The sequence below is a fragment of the Niveispirillum sp. genome, from assembly GCF_017996735.1.
Lineage (GTDB): Bacteria > Pseudomonadota > Alphaproteobacteria > Azospirillales > Azospirillaceae > Niveispirillum.
Window position 1 is genome coordinate 31,511 of sequence record NZ_JAGOGJ010000013.1, and the last position, 16,901, is coordinate 48,411.

Genomic DNA, 16,901 nt, shown 5'->3' on the forward strand with positions numbered 1-16,901 from the left:
ACCCTCAGAAAGACCAAAACCTACTAAGTATTTGATATAAAACAAAATATGAATAGCACCCCAGAGTTGGCACACCCCTTGCTCTTAATGTTCCCAGACACCGGGGAAACAACGAGATCGCAAGGAAGCCAGCCATGACCGACTTCACCTTTGACAATGGGATGTCCGATCAGCCGGCAACCGGCTATACCAAGTCCGCTGACGGGTTCTTTGCCCGGCCCGCGGGCGGCATGTTCCGGGACCTCTATGAGGATTTCCGGGCCGTGCCGGTGGAAGCCTGGATCATCCTTGCGGTGGCCACCGGTTTGAGCAACCTTTTCATTGCCCTTGCCTGAAGGAGACCCCGACATGGGCATTTTTTCCCGCCTCGGCGACATCGTCAATTCGAACATCAACGCCATCCTGGATCGCGCTGAGGACCCGGAGAAGCTGGTCCGCCTGATCATCCAGGAAATGGAGGACACGCTGGTCGAGGTCCGCTCCTCCGCCGTCAAGACGGTCGCGGAGAAGAAGGAGATCGAGCGTCGCCTCTCCGAAATCCGCCGCGAGTCGGAGGATTGGCAGCGCAAGGCCGAATTCGCGCTGTCCAAGGACCGCGAAGATCTGGCCAAGGGCGCCTTGGTCGCCAAGGCCAAGCTGGCCGAAGCGGCAGAACAGATGGCCAGCGAGCTGGGCCGCCTGGACAGCGCGCTCTCCAAGACCAACGAGGATATCAGCGCGCTCCAGGTCAAGCTGGCCGACGCCAAGACCCGCGAAAAGACCTTGATTGCGCGGCATAAAACCGCCACCAACCGTCTGAAGGTCCGCACCCAGCTTTATGACGACCGCATCACCGATGCCTTCTCCCGCTTCGAGCAGGTTGAACGTAATCTGGATGTGTTGGAAGGTCGCTCCGAAGTGCTGGGCATGGGTCGCGGTGCCAAGAGCCTGGAGGATGAGATCGCCGAACTGGAAGCCGAGTCCAAGGTGGAATCGGAACTGGCGGCGCTCAAGGCCAGGCTCGCGGCCAAGGATCAGCAGCAGGGGTAATCCCGACCGGGGCCCCTCGCATGGGAATGAGTGGGGGGCCCGCCATAGGCTGGGCCTTGGGAAAAGGGGGCAACAATGCCTGAAGGAATATTCGTCGTCGCTGTTATCTTCATGGTGATCGTGGCGCCTGTCTGGATCATCTTCCACTATGTGACCCGCTGGCGCATCGCCAAGACGCTGTCCGCCGATGACGAGCAGATGCTGTCCGACCTGTGGCACTCCGCCAACAAGATGGAGGATCGCATCCGCCAGTTGGAAAAGATCCTCGACGCGGAGGCGCCGGGCTGGAGGGCGAAAGCATGAACGACCGTCACGGACCCGGCACCCCGCCCCCCTTCCCCGGTCGCGACCAGTACCGGTCGCGGCAGGGGCAGGGCCGGCAGGACCGCGGCTGGGAACAGGAATATTTCGGCAAGCGCCCGGAACAGAGCTGGGCAGATTATTTCGGCCTGGGACCGGGTGCCCTCTGCGGCACCGGTCGCAAAAGGCGGCAGCGCGACGACTGGGGCTCCATCCCGGACGCCGCCGGCTCCTACCGGGATGAGTATCAGACCGATCATCGGCACCCTGGGGAGGATGGCATGGCAACACACCATAGTTCCACGCCCTACCGGCTCTGGCGCAGCCGTACCGACAGCAAGATCGCCGGCGTCTGCGGCGGCATCGCCGAATATGCCAATGTCGATGCCTGGATCGTCCGCCTCGGCTTCATCATCGGTTTCTTCTTCTTTCCGCCCGTCTTCCTGTTCGGCTATCCGATCCTGTGGTGGCTGCTGAAGGAACGGCCCACGGGCCTTTATGAAAGCCGGGAAGAAGAAGTGTTCTGGCGCACCGTGGCGACCAAGCCCGATCAGACCTTGACCAGCCTGCGCGGCAAGTTCCGCGACCTGGATCGCGACCTGGCCCGCCTGGAAGGGTTCGTGGCCTCCCGCGAGTATGATCTGCACCGCCAGTTCCGCGACCTGGAGAAGAAGTGAGACGGCGGGTCCGTCCCTTCTTCCCCCTCCCCTTCATCAGGTGACGCATGAGCCCCTTCCTGATCCCCGTGCTCGCCTTGTGCATCCCGATCGTGGCCCTGATCGCCAAGAACGTGCGGCGCTGGCATGAGATCGACATCCAGGTGGCGGAAAGCGAAGTGGACTTGCGCCGGCGGTTCCGCTCCCTGGACGAGATCGAGCGGCGGGTGGCCGGCATCGAACGCTATGTCACCAGCCCCGAATTCGGCCTGAACCGGCAGTTCCGCGACCTGGAACGCCCTTCCTCCTGATCAAAGAGCCAAGGCGGACGCTGCAATGTTCAACTCACCCTTCATCATCCCCGTCGTGGCCCTGCTGATCCCCATCGTGGCCATCGTCATGAAACATCTGACCCAGATGCGCGCCATGCGTGTCGGGGGCCTGTCGGAAGGGGCCGCCGCCGAATTGTCGGGCCGGGCGGCCCGGCTGGAGGATCGTGTTCTCCAGCTTGAACGGATCCTGGACGCGGAAGCGCCAGGCTGGCGCAGCCGCGCCTGATCCCCCGGGGGTCTGCCCCCGGGTTTTCCGGACGGCGGGGAAGTCCGATCCCGCCGCCCCATCTCACCCATGTTACCCACTTGGCGCGTCGATCCGCCCGGCAGCATTGCCGGCAACGGAGAGGCGCGCCTTTTCTTTGTCCTGATGGCAATTTTCAGGTGGATAATAATTCCACCGACCATACATTAATAGGCCAGAGGAAACGCCAATAAGCGATCAACAATGGCCGCACAAACCCTGAACATCGCGCCACAATTCCCATATTGCAGCGCATACGAAGGCATTTTGCATCGCAATAATGTCATTCATTACATGCTCGTCCGGCGGTTTGCTGTCTGTATATTGGTTACTAATATCTTAATTTTCTGTTTTGCTCAAGCTATACTATATTCCTTTCGGCCTATAACATTGGGAAGGGTTCGGCGGCTATCGCCGTTCCTGGCCCTGTTGCTGTTATTGTCGGCCGTGATGACGGCCAATGCACCGGCCTTTGCCCTGGCCTGGAACGGGGACATGGAACCGCTGGCGCAGTACCGCACCTATTGTCAGACCTATGGCGATCGCGATCCGGGATGCGCCGTCGGTCTGGGCGGCAAGGTGGGCACACCCATCGGCGCCGACCGTGTCGATGCCGGCCGCGCCACGCTGGGCATGGCCGTGATGGTGCATCGGCAAGTGGTCGGCGACCTTGTCTATCGCGAGGACAAACAGGACCGCTGGGAAATACTGGGCACACCCGGCAGGGGCATGTCCGGGGACTGTGACGATGTGGTGATGACCACCATCTCCCGTCTGCTGCGCCGTGGTTATCCGCGCGCCGCCCTGCGCGCCACCATCGTGCGCCTGCCCGGCAATGGCGGTCACCACCTGATTCTGTCTGTCAGGCGCCAGAGCGCGCAAGGGGTGGAGGAGATTTTCCTGGATGATCGCCACCACCATCCCATGCGCCCCGAACAACTGGCCGCCGAAGGCTATGTCTTCGTGGCACAGGAGGTCCCCGGCCGCCGCCACTGGCGTCGGGCGGAAAGCCAGCCGGCCTTGATGGTGGCAGAACGAAGCGAATGAAGCCGGCACGTGACAGGCTCCGGATGCAAAAGGATGCACACCCACGACCAAAGTCGGGGGCAGAGACCGGTTTGCCATGAAATTCGGCATTGTTTTTGCCAGACTTTACGAAGAATTAACCAAACTGCTCTTTTCGAAATCATTGTTGCCTTAAATTCGATCAATATCCCTTCTTTAACGGCAGGATGCTTCTTTACTGAGCATTCGCCCGGCCCGCTTCCCTAACGTCACCCTTGATTTCACGCCTGCGGAACCGTGGCACGGTTGTTGCTGAAACCCTGTTTCGTATCAGGGGGATGTGGCTCGCGTTCACGCGATGGCCAAGTGCGGTCCGTCGCATCACCCATCGACAGGCGCGAAGGTAGACATGGCCAAGAATGCCGTAAGGGTCGCCGTCAGGAACGTCGTCAGGGTGGTGAAGGCGCCGCCCGCCCTTGCCGCGCGGGAACGGATGACGGATCGTCAGTCGCGCCACCCGGACCGCCCGGCCGGCCCCACGGCACCGGAGCTTCTGTCCGGTGTCTCCTGGGATGATGGCCGCAAGGTCTGGCTGGTCCATCCCACGCCCCTCCCGGCCCGCGGCTGACGGCCCTGGCCGGTCCATCAAGAACGGAGGAAGAATGTTGAAGCGGTTGGGTAGTCTCCTGGTCCTCGCAGCGGCCTTGACGGCCTGCAACAAGGAAGAGGCCCGCGAGATCAAGCGCACGGATGTGCCGAATTTCCCCATTGCCTCGGCGGTGCAGGTGCCCGCCGGGTCCGACCTGTTCTTCCTGTCCGGCACGGTGCCGCCGGCCGTGAACAAGGACGCCCCCGCCGGCAGCACCGACGTGTTCGGCGATACCGAGACGCAGACGGTCAATGTCCTGACCCGCATCCAGGAAACGCTGAAGGCCCAGGGACTGACCATGGGCGATGTGGTGCTGATGCATGTCTATCTGGTGGGCGACCCGGCCAAGGAGGGCAAGATGGATTTTGCCGGCATGATGGCTGGCTACACCAAGTTCTTCGGAACGCCGGAGCAGCCGAACAAACCGGCCCGCTCCACGGTCCAGATTTCCAGCCTGGTGACCCCGGGCATGCTGGTGGAAATCGAAGTGGTGGCCGCCAAGGCCAAGAAATAACCGGCAGGGCCGGTCGGGGGAACGGGAAAGCCCCCGACCGGCCCTTTTCGGTTTTGCACCAACCTCCGATGGCCCGCGGGTAGGGCCGGAAGGGGGAACAGGGGCCGGTGGGGCCTGTACGACCGGAAAACCGGCGGCAGGGACCGGACCCGACAAAGCACCCCGCAAAGGGGGCATCGTCCGGGGAAGAAGCGCAACCGAGGAGGAAGGAACCAAACAACCGAGTTGAACAGGGGACCTCTCATGCAGGTAAACAACAGCAAGCAGGCCAAGCGCGCATCCGTGCGGAAGGTCGCATTCGGCATCCTGTGCACGACCAGTCTCATCCCGTTCGGTTTTGCGGCCCCGGCCGCGGCCCAAGGACTTCAGATCGAGGAGATCATCGTTACCGGTACACGCGTCGCCAACCGCACGGCGACCGAAAGTCTGGCTCCCATCGATGTCCTGGGTACGGGTGACCTGGAAAAACAAGCCTACACCGACACCAATGACATTCTGCGTACCCTGGTGCCCTCCTTCAATGTCAGCCGCAACGGCATCTCCGACGGCTCCACCTTCGTGCGTCCGCCGACGCTGCGCGGCCTGCCGCCGGATCAGACCCTGATCCTGGTGAATGGCAAGCGTCGCCACCGGTCGGCCCTGGTGCAACTGTCCGGCGGTGCGCTGGCCGCCGGCGCCCAGGCCCCCGACCTGTCGCAGATCCCCACCATCGCCATCAAGCAGGTGGAAGTGCTGCGCGACGGCGCCGCCGCCCAGTACGGTTCCGACGCCATCGCCGGCGTGATGAATTTCCAGTTGAAGGACGCGTCGGAAGGCGGCTCCGCGTCCATCCAGTACGGTTCCACCTATGAGGGCGATGGCGACAACGCCAAGTTCGCCGCCAATGTCGGCCTGCCGCTTGGCCCCAACGGCTTCTTCAACATTTCCGCCGAATACAGCCAGGGCGACCCGACCAATCGTGGTGTCCAGGACCCCCGCGCGCCGGCCGCCAAGAAGGACCTGGCGATGAACTGGGGCGACCCGGACAGCGAGGCCACGCGCGTCTTCATCAATTCCGGCATCGACCTGACCGACACGGCCTCCATCTACCTGTTCGGCAATTACGGCGCATCGAAGGCCAACGGCAGCTTCTACTATCGCCCCAACGACCGCAGCCACGGCGTGACGGGTCCCGTGATGCCGGTGGCGGGTGATCCCAATGGTTTCAGCTTCGGCGAATGGTTCCCGACCGGCTTCACCCCGCGCTTCTATGGTGATGTCAAGGACGCGTCCATCGTCGGTGGCTTCAAGCATGAGCTGGAAAGCGGCCTGACCTATAATATCGGCGGCTCCTTCGGCCGCAGCCAGATCGATTACGACCTGAAGAATACCGTCAACCCCTCCCTGGGTCCGGCAAGCCCGAGGGAATTCTATGTCGGCCGTCTGGTTCAGGAAGAAGAGAACCTGAACGTCGACCTGTCCTATCCGGTGGAGATCGGTTGGGCTACGCCGTTGAACATCGCTGTCGGTACCGAGTTCCGCCGGGAACTGTATGAAATCGGCCCCGGCGATACCGCCTCCTACACGGTCGGCCCCTATGCCTCCTTTACCGATGTGCTGTCGGGCCAACCGGCGGCTCTGCCCATCGGTTCCAACGGCTATCCCGGTTTCCGTCCGGAGGATTCGGGCGAGTTCAAGCGCGACAACATCGCCTTCTATGTCGATACCGAAGGCAGCATCACCGAGCAACTGACGGTCGGCGTCGCCGCCCGTTACGAGGATTTCGACTATTTCGGATCGACCTTCAACTGGAAGGTCAGCGGTCGTTATGACCTCACGGATGCCTTCGCCGTCCGCGGGTCGGTCAATACCGGCTTCCGGGCGCCGACCCCCGGCCAGTCGCAGACCTCGTCGGTGCAGACCTACTTCCCGGCCGGCAGTTCCAGCCCGGTTGCGCGCGGCACCTATCCGGCCGCCAGCGTCGTTGCCGAATATTTCGGCGCCACGCCGCTGTCGGAAGAGAAGAGCACGAACTTCGCGGGCGGTATCGTTGCCGATCTGGCCGACATCAATGTCACCATCGACTATTACAACATCAAGGTGAAGGACCGCATCGCGCTGTCCGCCGACTTCAGCCCCACGGCGGCCGACCGTGCCGCCCTGGCGGCCTTGGGCGTGCCCGGTGCCAATACGCTGGGCGCCGTCAACTATTTCACCAACGCCTTCGATACCCGTACCCAGGGCGTGGACTTCGTGGCCAATACCACCGTTCCGGCCGGCGATGGCAAGATCGATCTGACGGCGGCGGTGAACTACAACAAGACCAAGGTGATCGCCCGTGACACGGCGGTTATCGATGATACCCGCGTGGCGGACCTGGAGAAGCAATTGCCGAAGTTCCGCGGCAACTTCACCGCCATCTATTCGCTGGATGCCTTCTCGATCATGGGTCGCGCCAGCTACTACGACAAGTTCACCGACACGATCAACTACGCGAAGACCTTCGGGTCGGAGTGGCTGTTTGACGCGGAAGTCTCCTACGACTTCTACGACAACATCAATGTTGCCGTGGGCGTGCAGAACCTGTTCGACAATTATCCCGACAAGGTCGATGCCTTGGCGGGCGGCGGTTACGCCGTGGGCCAGGTTTATCCCGACACCTCGCCCATGGGGTACAATGGCGGCACCTATTATGTCCGCCTGGGCGTGAAGTTCTAAGCGTCCGACGCGTCAACCGGGGGCGGCGGGCCCATCCTCCCGTCCCCGGTCCTTGATGATGCCCTGTCTTCTCGACTTCGCCGCTCCCGGCATCCCCCGGGGGCGGCGCTTGTGAGGACATGCCCTGAATTTCCCATCCGAGGCGATGATGGTTGCAACGAACAGCATGCTCCCCAGAAGCCGCATGACGCGGCGTGAACTGCTGGCCATGATCGGTACGGCCGCCGGCAGTTCCGTCATGTATCAGGCAGCGACGTCGCTGGGTTACGCGGCCGAAAGCGAATTCAAGGGGCCGCCCAACCTGTCCGGCGCGCCCAAGGGCACGTCGGTGCTGATTCTGGGCGCCGGCTGGGCCGGTCTGGTGGCTGCCTATGAACTGGGCAAGGCCGGGTACAAGGTGCAGGTCCTGGAATACCGGGAAAAGGCCGGTGGCCGCGCCTGGACGCTGCGTGGCGGCGACACCTATACCGAGTTGGGTGGCTTCACCCAGAAGGTCGGGTTCGACAAGGGTAACTATCTGAATCCCGGCCCCTGGCGCGTGCCCTACCATCATCGCGGCGTGATGCATTATTACCATGAACTGGGCGTGAAGCTGGAGCCGTTCTTCCAGATCAACTACAACGCCTATGTCCATTCCAGGGACGCCTTCGGTGGCAAGCCGCAGCGCTACCGCCATGTGCTGGCCGATTTCAACGGCCATGTCGCCGAGTTGCTGGCCAAGCTGGGCCACAAGGGCGGGCTGGACGGCCATGTCACCAAGGAGGACCAGGAAAGACTGCTGGAGGCCATGCAGGACTGGGGCGCCCTGGACCAGAACTATGCCTACAAGGCCAATGCCACGACATCCAACCGGCGCGGCTTCGAGAAGGACCCCGGCGGCGGTCTGTCGGGGGAGCCGGTTTTCTCCAAGCCCATCGAATTTTCGCAATTGCTGAAATCCGGCCTGTGGCGGGCCATCGGCACCGGTTCGGGCTATGAGTTCCAGACGGCCCTGTTCCAGCCGGAAGGCGGCATGGATGCCGGCCCCCTGGCGCTGGCCGAAAAGGTGAAGGACAAGATCACCTTCAACGCCAAGGTCACCGAGATCCAGCAGGATACGGGCGGCGTCACCGTCACCTATATCGATGCCAAGGCGGGCGGTGCCGCGAAGACGGCCAAGGCCGACTGGTGCCTGTGCACTATCCCCGCCTCCATCCTGTCGCAGATCAAGAAGAACGTGTCGTCCGACATGGACGCCGCCATCAACGCCCTGCCCTATGAGGCGGCGTTCAAGGTGGGCTTGCAGTTCAAGCGCCGCTTCTGGGAACAGGATGACGAGATCTATGGCGGCATCACCTATACCGACCTGCCCATCTCCCTGATCGCCTATCCCAACACGCATTACGGGTCCAGGGGCAAGGGCGTGCTGCTGGGTGCCTACCCCTGGGGTCCCTTCGCCTATGAATTCGCCTCCATGGCGCCGGAGGAGCGGGTGAAGAAATGCGTGGAATTCGGGGCGCAGATCCATCCGCAGTACCTGAAGGAATTCGATACAGGCGTGGCCGTCGCCTGGCACCGCGTGCCCTGGACGCTGGGCTGTTTCGGGTCCTGGACGGAAGAGAAACGGGCCGCGCATTACAAGAATCTCTGCCAGATCGACGGGCGCATCCTGCTGGCGGGTGAACATGTCTCCTACCTGCCGGCCTGGCAGGAAGGTGCCGTCCAATCCTCGCTGGACGCCATCACCCGCCTGCACCAGCGCGTCACCAGTTGATTTCGGGTCCCCTCAGTCGCCGGGCGCCGCCGTCCGGCGGCTTGGCTCACGGCGCACGAGCGCCGGGCCGGCGGTCGCCGGCCTTTTCCGGGAGAGTTTTTATGCGAAGCCTGATCCTCGTCGCTGGCCTGTCCCTGATGGCCCTGGCCCTACCCGCCAGCGCCCAGCGTACCGACGCGCAGAGCAGCGATTTCGCCGATGCCCGCCGCTTCCCCTATCAGAACGGGGAACAGCTTTATCACGCCATCTGCCAGGGCTGTCACATGCCCGACGGCAAGGGTGCCACCGGCGCCGGCACATATCCCGCCCTGGCCACCAATCCCAATCTGGAGGCCGGGACCTATCCCATCCACATGGTGGTGAACGGACAGAAGGCCATGCCCTCCTTCAACTATCTGTCGGATGAACAGGTGGCGGCCATCGTGAATTATGTCCGCACGCATTTCGGCAACGGCTATAAGGATGCCGTAACACCGGAGGATGTGAAGGGGATGCGGCAGTAACCATGGTGGATGAACCGATCCTGCGGCTGGCCACGCCTGAAGACCGGCCGGCACTGGAAGCGCTTCTGGAACGGTCGGTGCGCGACCTCAGTCGCGACCATTACAGCCCCAGCCAGATCGACGCGTCACTGAAGGCGATCTTCGGCATCGACGGTACGCTGATCGCCGACGGCACCTATTTCACGGTCATGGTCGGCGATCACTATGCCGCCTGTGGCGGGTGGAGCCGGCGTAAGACCCTGTTCGGCGGGGATCAGGCCAGCGGCCGTTCGGCCGACCTGCTGGACCCCGCCACGGATGCCGCCAAGATCCGCGCCTTCTTTGTCGATCCCGCCTTTGCCCGGCGGGGCATCGCCAGCCTGATGATGCGGGCCTCCGAACAGGCGGCCCTGGCCGAGGGGTTCCGGAACCTGGAACTGATGGCCACCCTGCCCGGTGTGCCGCTGTACCGGGCCCTGGGCTTCACGGCCACGGGCACGCATGAGGAACGGCTGGCCGACGGCACCATCATCCCCTTCGTGCCGATGCGCAAACCGATCGGATAGCGGCAACCCGTCCCCTTCCCAACCCATGCGCTTTGCCTCACCCTGCCGATGGCCTGATGATGGCGGAGAGGGATGATGACGGAGGGTGAAGGCCCCGACCGGGCGGCAGCAGCGCGCAACCTGATGCGCGGCTGTGGCCAGGCGACTCTGGCCACGCTGACCCGGCCGGGAAGCGACGGTGAAGGCTGGCCCAGCCCCTCTCTGGTGCTGACCGGCTTCGCCCCGGATGGCAGCCCGCTGCTGCTGATCTCCGGTCTGGCGGAGCATACACGCAACCTGGGCGCCGATCCGCGCTGCGGCCTGCTGTTCGATGGCACGGCGGGGCACGCCGACCGGCTGACCGGCCCGCGCCTGTCGGTGCAGGGAGAGGCGGTGCGCGATGGCGACCCCGCCCTGCTGCGCCGGTTCCTGGCCCGCCACCCGTCAGCCGAAACCTATGCCGGCTTCGGCGATTTTGCCCTGTGGCAGGTGTCGGTGGCACGCGGTCACATGGTTGCCGGCTTCGGGCGCATCCACAGCCTGTCGGTGGACGATCTGCGCCTGCCCGCCGCGGATTGCGCCACCCTGGCGGGGGCGGAGGCAGATATCATCGCCCATATGAACCAGGACCATGCCGACGCCATCCTGCTCTATGCCACACGCCTGTTGGGCAAGATGGCGGGCGACTGGCGCCTGACCGGCATCGACCCGGACGGTGCCGACCTGCGCGCCGGCCAAGATACCGCCCGCCTGCCCTTCGCCACCCGCGTCACCCATGGCGGTCAGGCACGGGCGGAACTGGTGCGTCTGGTTGCGCAGGCCCGCACAGGCTCCTCCCTCTGAAACGGACGGTCCACTGTCCATTACCGGACATGCTGTCCGCCGGCGGACAGTTGGTGGGGGCAAAAAAACAGGTTTTGCGCCATTTCCCGGCTTGGCATGGCGAATGCTGTCCCTGTAACCCACCGCGCCGGACGCGTGAACAAAGGGGACAAGCATGTTGCAGCGCCGCCATTTCCTGACACTCGCCCTGACCGCGATGGCGGCACCCGTTCTGGCGCAAGTGCCAGCCACGGGATCAATGACCAAGGCGGAACAGCGGCAGGTGCTGCGGACGCTGGCCGACACTCTGGAGGCGAACTTCGTCTTCCCCGAGATCGGCGCCCGCTACGCCGCCATGCTACGCGAAAAGGCGGACACGGATGCCTATACGGCCCTGACCGACCCCACGGCCTTTGGTGAACGGGTGACGGCCGACCTGCAGGCGGTCAGCAGCGACGGGCATCTGCGCCTGGCCCCGGCCACCCTGTTCCAGAACCGCACCCCAAGGCCGCAGCCCGCCGACATGCCGGCCAGCACCAAGCCCAGCGGTCCACCGGGGCTGGAGGAAACGAAGATGATCGGCGACATCGCCTATCTGCGCTTCAACGGTTTCCTGGGGGACGCAAAAATGGTGGCGGCGGCGCGCGGCTTCCTTCTTGATAATGCCGGCACGGCGCGGGCCGTGATCATCGATGCCCGTCCCCATCGCGGCGGCGGCCTGGATGAGATGGATGCCATCCTGCCCCTGCTCTATGCGCAGCCGGCCACGCTGGCCCGGATGGATACAAGGACATCCGCCTATGCCCTGGGCATGCCGGATTATGGGTCGCTGGTCACGCGGGAGGCACCGGCGGGCATCATGCGACAGGATCACACGGTCACACCGGACGCGGCCGAGAAGCGCCTGCAGTCCGTGCCCGTCTATTACCTGACATCACGCCGGACGGCATCCGCCGCCGAACATCTGGCCCTGGCGTTCAAGCGGACGCGGCGCGCCACCCTCATCGGGGAAAAGACCGCCGGCGCTGGCCATTTCGGCGGGGTGCAGGATATCGGCGACCGTTTCGCCGCCTTCATTCCCGTGGGCCGCACCTATAATCCCGATGATGGGTGGAGTTGGGAAGGCCAGGGCATCACCCCCGATATCGCCACCCATGCCGATGAGGCGCTGACCGTGGCGCTGGATCTGGCGGCGCAGGCCGGGGCACATCCGGTTCCGTCGCAAGCGCGGTAGCATTATCACACCTGCCTTGACCGGTTTCCTGTTTGTCCCCTTCGTCCGCGGTAAGGTAGAAGGGGCGGACCGAAGGGGGGCCGGGAACAATGCCGAAGAATTTGACCGTATTGCTGTTTCTTCTGCTGGCCCTGCCGGTATCCTGTTTCATGGCCTGGGCCATGCCGCCCTATTTCAACGTGGATGAGAGCAATCACGTCATGCGGGCCGAAACGGTTCTGCAGGGCCATTTCTTCGGCGCGCGGGATACGGATGGATCATCGGGCGGCCAGATCGATGAGGGGCTGCTGACATTGCTGTCGCGCTACTGGCCGGTCCTGTCCGAACCGGCAAAGGTGACACCGCCGGCCCTGATGGCGGAGGCGGCGACGGTGCCCTGGGCGGGTAGGACCCGCTTTGTCCATATCCCCAATACGGCGATCTATCCGCCCACCCTGTATCTGCCCACCATCGCCGGCCTTGGGATGGGCAAGGCGCTGGATCTCAGCGTGGAGGACAGTATCCGGCTGGCCCGGTTCGCCAATATCGCCTGTGCGGCCTTGCTGATCGCCGCCGCCCTGCATCTGGCCGCCTTTGCCCACGGCCCGCTGCTGGCCGTGCTGCTATGGCCCATGTGTCTGGCCCAATATGCGGCCTGCAGCCAGGATGGGTTGTTCATCGCCCTGTCGGCCCTGTATGCCGCGCTGCTGACGCGGGCCATCGCCCGGCAGGACCGGTCAACGATGGCGGAATTCATGGGGCTGGCCCTGGTCACCCTGCTGCTGTCCATGTCGCGGCCCGCCAATCTGGCCCTGCTGCTGCCGTTGCTGCTGGTGATGCCGGTACGGATGGGGCGACTGCCGGGCTGGCTGGCCCTGCTGTCGGTGCTGCTGCTGACCATGGCCTGGTCGCTGCATGCCATCCTGTATGTGCAGGTGATGCAGGTGCATGGCACGGTCGTGCCCGATCTGGGGGGCCAGCTTTCCTACATGCTGTCCCATCCGCTGGCCTTTCCGTCCGCCATGGCCCATACGCTGGCCGAATGGACATGGCCCTTCACGGTGGCCATGCTGGGCTGGATCGGCTGGAGCCATGTCAACATCGTCCTGCCGGGTGCCGTGTATCCCGCCTATCTCTGGGTTCTGGCGCTGGTTCTGGCGCTCTCATGCCTGATGCAGGGCAACAGGCCAGCCTGGCGGGTCAAGGGTGGTGTGGCCCTGGGGCTGGGCGGAACCGTACTCGCCATCTTTCTTCTGCAATATCTGACCTTCACCGCCGTGGGCGCCGATCAGGTGGGCGGGGTGCAGGGGCGCTATTTCGCCCCGCTGGCCCTGTTGCTGGGCCTGCTGGTGCCAGCCTTCGCGGACCGGTTGCCGCCCCGCCTGCGCCGGCTGCCGCCCGCCATCACCATCGTGGCGCTGATGGCGGCGGGCATCGTCACCGCCGTGGCCCTGCCCCATACCGTGATGATGCGCCTGCATGTAACGGCCGGCTGACAGGCATGCCCGACACCATGGGGGTATCCACGCCTGTGGGGGTTGCCAGCCACCGGCGGGAACGGTAAGTGTACAAAAGCCGTTACATAAAAAGCCTTGTAGCGCCCGTACCAGGCACTACATCGAGCATGCGACCCGGAAAAACGGGAACGGCCCTTGTCACTGGAGAGGGAGAAACCCAACGTGGAACATACCGGTCCCGTCATCAGCAGCTTCGGTCTGGATTATCTGGGCCTGTCCAACTTGAAGGCCGCGCACTGGAACCTCAGCGTCGGCGCGCTTTACGAACAGGCCCTGAAGCGGGGCGAGGCGAAGCTGTCCAAGGACGGCGCGCTGGTCGCCATCACGGGCCAGCATACGGGCCGTTCCCCCAACGACAAGTTCACGGTGAAGGAAGAGACCACCGCCCATGACATCTGGTGGGGTCCCAACAAGCCCTTCACGGAAGACGCGTTCGACCGGCTGCATGCCCGCGTCACGGCCTTTCTGCAGGACCGCGAGGTCTTTGTGCAGGATTTGTATGCAGGCGCCGATGCCGCCTATCGCCTGCCTGTGCGTATCGTGACCCAGCATGCCTGGCACAATCTGTTCGCCCAGAACATGTTCATCCGCCCGGCCCTGAAGGAACGGATGCATTTCGAACCCGCCTTCACGGTTCTGCAGGCGCCCGATTTCCGCGCCGTGCCGGAGCGCGACGGCACCCGGTCCGACGTGTTCGTCGTGATCAATTTCAAGAAGCGGCTGGTCCTGATCGGCGGCACCTCCTATGCCGGGGAGATCAAGAAGTCGATCTTCTCCGTCCTGAATTTCCTGCTGCCGGCGCAGGGCGTGCTGCCCATGCATTGCTCCGCCAATATCGGCGCCAATGGCGACACCGCCATCTTCTTCGGCCTGTCGGGCACCGGCAAGACCACCCTGTCGGCCGACAGCTCCCGCACCCTGATCGGCGATGACGAACATGGCTGGTCCGATCGCGGCGCATTCAATTTCGAAGGCGGCTGCTATGCCAAGGTCATCCGCCTGTCGGCGGAGGCCGAGCCGGAGATTTTCGAGACCACGCGCCGCTTCGGCACCGTTCTGGAAAATGTCGTGATGGATGAGCGCAGCCGCACGCTCGACCTGGACGATGCCAGCCTGACGGAGAATACCCGCGCCTCCTACCCGATCGATTTCATTCCGAACGCGTCGGATACGGGTCTGGGCGGGCAGCCGCTGAACATCATCATGCTGACGGCCGATGCCTTCGGCGTGCTGCCGCCCATTTCCAAGCTGTCGTCCGAACAGGCCATGTACCATTTCCTGTCCGGTTACACGGCCCGCGTGGCCGGCACGGAAAAGGGCGTGACGGAGCCGCAGGCCACCTTCAGCACCTGCTTCGGCGCCCCCTTCATGCCGCGCCATCCCACCGCCTATGCCAAGCTGCTGGGCGAGAAGATCAAGGCCCATGGCGCCAATTGCTGGCTGGTCAATACCGGCTGGACGGGCGGTTCCTATGGCACGGGCAGCCGCATGAAGATCGGCCATACCCGTGCGCTGGTGAACGCCGCCCTGTCGGGCAAGCTGGCCACCGTCACCCACAAGCCGGAGCCGAATTTCGGTCTGGCCGTTCCGGAAGGGTGCGAGGGCGTGCCGGCCGATGTGCTGCTGCCCCGTAACGCCTGGGCCGACAAGTCGGCGTTTGATGCCACCGCGCATGAGGTGGCCCGCCGGTTCGAAGCCAATTTCACCCAGTTCGCCGACCAGGTGGACGAAAAGGTCGTGCGCGCCGGTATCCGTACCGCCGCGTAAACAGACCGTTCACCACCCCTCCGATGACCGGGGAGGGGCGATTAAGGCCGGGGGAGCGATCCCCCGGCCTTTTTTGCATGCGGGGAACCATCTTCACGGAACAGATCGCCCCGGCCCCATCAATCCAGCGCGAAGACCATGGCCTTCAGATATTGCGTTTCCGGCAGCAGCGGATGCACCGGGTGGTCGCAGCCCGCACCGGCGAAGCGCAGGATGCGCCCCTGACGCCCGGCCTCGCCCAGGCCACGGGCGACTTCCGTATGGAACAAAGGCGGCTCCATATTATGGGAGCAGGACGCCACCAGCAGCATGCCGCCCGGCGCCACCAGACGGGCCGCCGCCTTGGTCATGCGGCGATAGGCGCGGCTGCCCACGGCCAGATCCTTCTTGGACTTCACGAAGGCCGGCGGGTCGGCGATCACCACCTCGAAGGTGCGTCCCTCTGCCACCCACTGGTCCATCAGGTTGAAGGCGTCGCCCTTTTCCGCCGACACGCGGTCGGCCACGCCATTGGCCTCTGCCGCCTTCATGGCGATGGACAGCGACAGGGCCGACCGGTCGACCAGCGTTACATGGCTGGCCCCGCGCTTGGCGGCCAGCACGCCGAAACCGCCGGCATAGGTGTAGAAATCCACCACCGACCGGCCCTTGCACAGGTCGGCGATGAAGGAACGGTTGTCGCGCTGATCGAAGAACCAGCCCGTCTTCTGCCCTTCCGACAGGTCGGCGAAGAAGGTGGCGCCGTTTTCCTCCAGCGGGATCAGCCCCTGGACGGAGCCCTTCACCACCTTCACCACCTCCTCCAGCCCTTCATAGGACCGGGCCGTGCTGTCATTGCGCAGCACGATGGCGGACGGGTTCAACACCTCGTCCAAGGCGGCCAGAATCATGGGCAGGCGGCGGTCCATGGCGACATTGTTGGCTTGCACCACCACGATATCGCCATACCGGTCGATGATCAGGGCCGGCAGCCCGTCACTCTCCGCATGGATCAGGCGATAGAAGGGCCGGTCATAAAGCCGTTCGCGGATTTCCAGGGCGCGGCGGATACGACGCACAAAAAAGCCCGTATCGATGGCCTCTGCCGGGTCGCGGGTCAGGAAACGCGCGCAGATCAGGCTGTGCGGATTGAAGGCGGCGATGCCCAGCGTGGCCCCACCGGCATCGGTCACCCGAACGATGGACCCGGCCGGCAGCGCCTTGGCCGCCTTGTCCATGTCCACTTCATTGGAATAGACCCAGGGATGGCCATGCTGGGCGCGCTTGTGCCGGCCCGCCTGGATGCGGATCACGGGCAATGCGGCCGGCCTGGGGGCCGGGGTCGTTGTATCACTGGTCATGGCGGGGGCCGTCGCGGCGGGAATGTCGGTCATGGC

At 64.1% G+C, this 16,901-nt stretch carries 18 protein-coding genes; 17 read left to right on the forward strand and 1 reads right to left on the reverse strand.

Annotation, left to right across the window (positions count from 1 at the left end):
* Nucleotides 1–134: 134 nt before the first annotated feature.
* The 17 genes from KBA48_RS06810 to KBA48_RS06890 all read left to right on the forward strand — a co-directional run bounded on the left by KBA48_RS06810 (nucleotide 135) and on the right by KBA48_RS06890 (nucleotide 15,525).
* Nucleotides 135–335 carry a hypothetical protein gene (locus KBA48_RS06810; RefSeq protein ID WP_094455683.1) on the forward strand — a complete coding sequence of 67 codons (201 nt, stop codon included), beginning with the start codon at nucleotides 135–137 and terminating at the stop codon, nucleotides 333–335.
* A 13-nt stretch (nucleotides 336–348) separates the two neighbouring features.
* Nucleotides 349–1,029 (forward strand): phage shock protein PspA, encoded by a 681-nt coding sequence (gene pspA, locus KBA48_RS06815; protein WP_292904525.1) that lies wholly within the window; start codon nucleotides 349–351, stop codon nucleotides 1,027–1,029.
* A 75-nt stretch (nucleotides 1,030–1,104) separates the two neighbouring features.
* On the forward strand, nucleotides 1,105–1,332 hold the full coding sequence (gene pspB / locus KBA48_RS06820) for an envelope stress response membrane protein PspB (RefSeq protein ID WP_292904527.1): 228 nt from the start codon (nucleotides 1,105–1,107) through the stop codon (nucleotides 1,330–1,332).
* Nucleotides 1,329–2,006 (forward strand): envelope stress response membrane protein PspC, encoded by a 678-nt coding sequence (gene pspC, locus KBA48_RS06825; protein ID WP_292904529.1) that lies wholly within the window; start codon nucleotides 1,329–1,331, stop codon nucleotides 2,004–2,006. Before pspB ends, pspC begins: the two co-directional genes overlap by 4 nt.
* 47 nt (nucleotides 2,007–2,053) lie before the next feature.
* Nucleotides 2,054–2,296 carry a hypothetical protein gene (locus KBA48_RS06830; protein WP_292904531.1) on the forward strand — a complete coding sequence of 81 codons (243 nt, stop codon included), beginning with the start codon at nucleotides 2,054–2,056 and terminating at the stop codon, nucleotides 2,294–2,296.
* A gap of 25 nt (nucleotides 2,297–2,321) precedes the next feature.
* Entirely contained in the window at nucleotides 2,322–2,543 is a 222-nt protein-coding gene (locus KBA48_RS06835) for an envelope stress response membrane protein PspB (RefSeq protein ID WP_292904533.1), read from the forward strand.
* Between the two features lie 408 nt (nucleotides 2,544–2,951).
* Complete coding sequence (locus KBA48_RS06840) at nucleotides 2,952–3,608, forward strand: transglutaminase-like cysteine peptidase (RefSeq protein WP_292904535.1); 657 nt, start codon at nucleotides 2,952–2,954, stop codon at nucleotides 3,606–3,608.
* A 367-nt stretch (nucleotides 3,609–3,975) separates the two neighbouring features.
* On the forward strand, nucleotides 3,976–4,194 hold the full coding sequence (locus KBA48_RS06845; protein ID WP_292904537.1) for a hypothetical protein: 219 nt from the start codon (nucleotides 3,976–3,978) through the stop codon (nucleotides 4,192–4,194).
* A 34-nt stretch (nucleotides 4,195–4,228) separates the two neighbouring features.
* The gene (locus tag KBA48_RS06850; protein ID WP_292904539.1) at nucleotides 4,229–4,729 is read left to right on the forward strand and encodes a RidA family protein; all 501 of its coding nucleotides are present in this window, start codon (nucleotides 4,229–4,231) and stop codon (nucleotides 4,727–4,729) included.
* Between the two features lie 243 nt (nucleotides 4,730–4,972).
* Nucleotides 4,973–7,426: a TonB-dependent receptor gene (locus KBA48_RS06855; RefSeq protein WP_292904541.1), complete on the forward strand. Its 2,454-nt coding sequence runs from the start codon at nucleotides 4,973–4,975 to the stop codon at nucleotides 7,424–7,426.
* A 184-nt stretch (nucleotides 7,427–7,610) separates the two neighbouring features.
* Nucleotides 7,611–9,179, forward strand: a complete 1,569-nt coding sequence (locus KBA48_RS06860; RefSeq protein WP_292904543.1) for a flavin monoamine oxidase family protein — start codon at nucleotides 7,611–7,613, stop codon at nucleotides 9,177–9,179.
* Nucleotides 9,180–9,280: 101 nt separating this feature from the next.
* Entirely contained in the window at nucleotides 9,281–9,682 is a 402-nt protein-coding gene (locus KBA48_RS06865; RefSeq protein ID WP_292904545.1) for a cytochrome c, read from the forward strand.
* 2 nt (nucleotides 9,683–9,684) lie between these two features.
* A complete protein-coding gene (locus KBA48_RS06870) occupies nucleotides 9,685–10,227 on the forward strand; it encodes a GNAT family N-acetyltransferase (RefSeq protein WP_292904547.1) in 543 nt (180 codons plus the stop codon).
* A 72-nt stretch (nucleotides 10,228–10,299) separates the two neighbouring features.
* Entirely contained in the window at nucleotides 10,300–11,049 is a 750-nt protein-coding gene (locus tag KBA48_RS06875) for a DUF2470 domain-containing protein (RefSeq protein ID WP_292904549.1), read from the forward strand.
* Between the two features lie 154 nt (nucleotides 11,050–11,203).
* Nucleotides 11,204–12,262 carry a S41 family peptidase gene (locus KBA48_RS06880; protein ID WP_292904551.1) on the forward strand — a complete coding sequence of 353 codons (1,059 nt, stop codon included), beginning with the start codon at nucleotides 11,204–11,206 and terminating at the stop codon, nucleotides 12,260–12,262.
* 89 nt (nucleotides 12,263–12,351) lie between these two features.
* On the forward strand, nucleotides 12,352–13,737 hold the full coding sequence (locus tag KBA48_RS06885) for a DUF2142 domain-containing protein (protein ID WP_292904553.1): 1,386 nt from the start codon (nucleotides 12,352–12,354) through the stop codon (nucleotides 13,735–13,737).
* A gap of 183 nt (nucleotides 13,738–13,920) precedes the next feature.
* Nucleotides 13,921–15,525, forward strand: a complete 1,605-nt coding sequence (locus KBA48_RS06890) for a phosphoenolpyruvate carboxykinase (protein WP_292904555.1) — start codon at nucleotides 13,921–13,923, stop codon at nucleotides 15,523–15,525.
* Nucleotides 15,526–15,644: 119 nt separating this feature from the next.
* Here the strand turns inward: KBA48_RS06890 and KBA48_RS06895 are convergent, their stop codons facing one another.
* Complete coding sequence (locus KBA48_RS06895; RefSeq protein ID WP_292904557.1) at nucleotides 15,645–16,898, reverse strand: class I SAM-dependent rRNA methyltransferase; 1,254 nt, start codon at nucleotides 16,896–16,898, stop codon at nucleotides 15,645–15,647.
* Nucleotides 16,899–16,901 lie beyond the last annotated feature (3 nt).

Bases quoted from the DNA above. Each gene is read 5' to 3' on its own strand.
- KBA48_RS06810 (WP_094455683.1), top strand. From the start codon at position 135: ATGACCGACTTCACCTTTGACAATGGGATGTCCGATCAGCCGGCAACC.
- pspA (WP_292904525.1), top strand. From the start codon at position 349: ATGGGCATTTTTTCCCGCCTCGGCGACATCGTCAATTCGAACATCAAC.
- pspB (WP_292904527.1), top strand. From the start codon at position 1,105: ATGCCTGAAGGAATATTCGTCGTCGCTGTTATCTTCATGGTGATCGTG.
- pspC (WP_292904529.1), top strand. From the start codon at position 1,329: ATGAACGACCGTCACGGACCCGGCACCCCGCCCCCCTTCCCCGGTCGC.
- KBA48_RS06830 (WP_292904531.1), top strand. From the start codon at position 2,054: ATGAGCCCCTTCCTGATCCCCGTGCTCGCCTTGTGCATCCCGATCGTG.
- KBA48_RS06835 (WP_292904533.1), top strand. From the start codon at position 2,322: ATGTTCAACTCACCCTTCATCATCCCCGTCGTGGCCCTGCTGATCCCC.
- KBA48_RS06845 (WP_292904537.1), top strand. From the start codon at position 3,976: ATGGCCAAGAATGCCGTAAGGGTCGCCGTCAGGAACGTCGTCAGGGTG.
- KBA48_RS06850 (WP_292904539.1), top strand. From the start codon at position 4,229: ATGTTGAAGCGGTTGGGTAGTCTCCTGGTCCTCGCAGCGGCCTTGACG.
- KBA48_RS06855 (WP_292904541.1), top strand. From the start codon at position 4,973: ATGCAGGTAAACAACAGCAAGCAGGCCAAGCGCGCATCCGTGCGGAAG.
- KBA48_RS06860 (WP_292904543.1), top strand. From the start codon at position 7,611: ATGACGCGGCGTGAACTGCTGGCCATGATCGGTACGGCCGCCGGCAGT.
- KBA48_RS06865 (WP_292904545.1), top strand. From the start codon at position 9,281: ATGCGAAGCCTGATCCTCGTCGCTGGCCTGTCCCTGATGGCCCTGGCC.
- KBA48_RS06870 (WP_292904547.1), top strand. From the start codon at position 9,685: ATGGTGGATGAACCGATCCTGCGGCTGGCCACGCCTGAAGACCGGCCG.
- KBA48_RS06875 (WP_292904549.1), top strand. From the start codon at position 10,300: ATGATGACGGAGGGTGAAGGCCCCGACCGGGCGGCAGCAGCGCGCAAC.
- KBA48_RS06880 (WP_292904551.1), top strand. From the start codon at position 11,204: ATGTTGCAGCGCCGCCATTTCCTGACACTCGCCCTGACCGCGATGGCG.
- KBA48_RS06885 (WP_292904553.1), top strand. From the start codon at position 12,352: ATGCCGAAGAATTTGACCGTATTGCTGTTTCTTCTGCTGGCCCTGCCG.
- KBA48_RS06895 (WP_292904557.1), bottom strand. From the start codon at position 16,898: ATGACCGACATTCCCGCCGCGACGGCCCCCGCCATGACCAGTGATACA.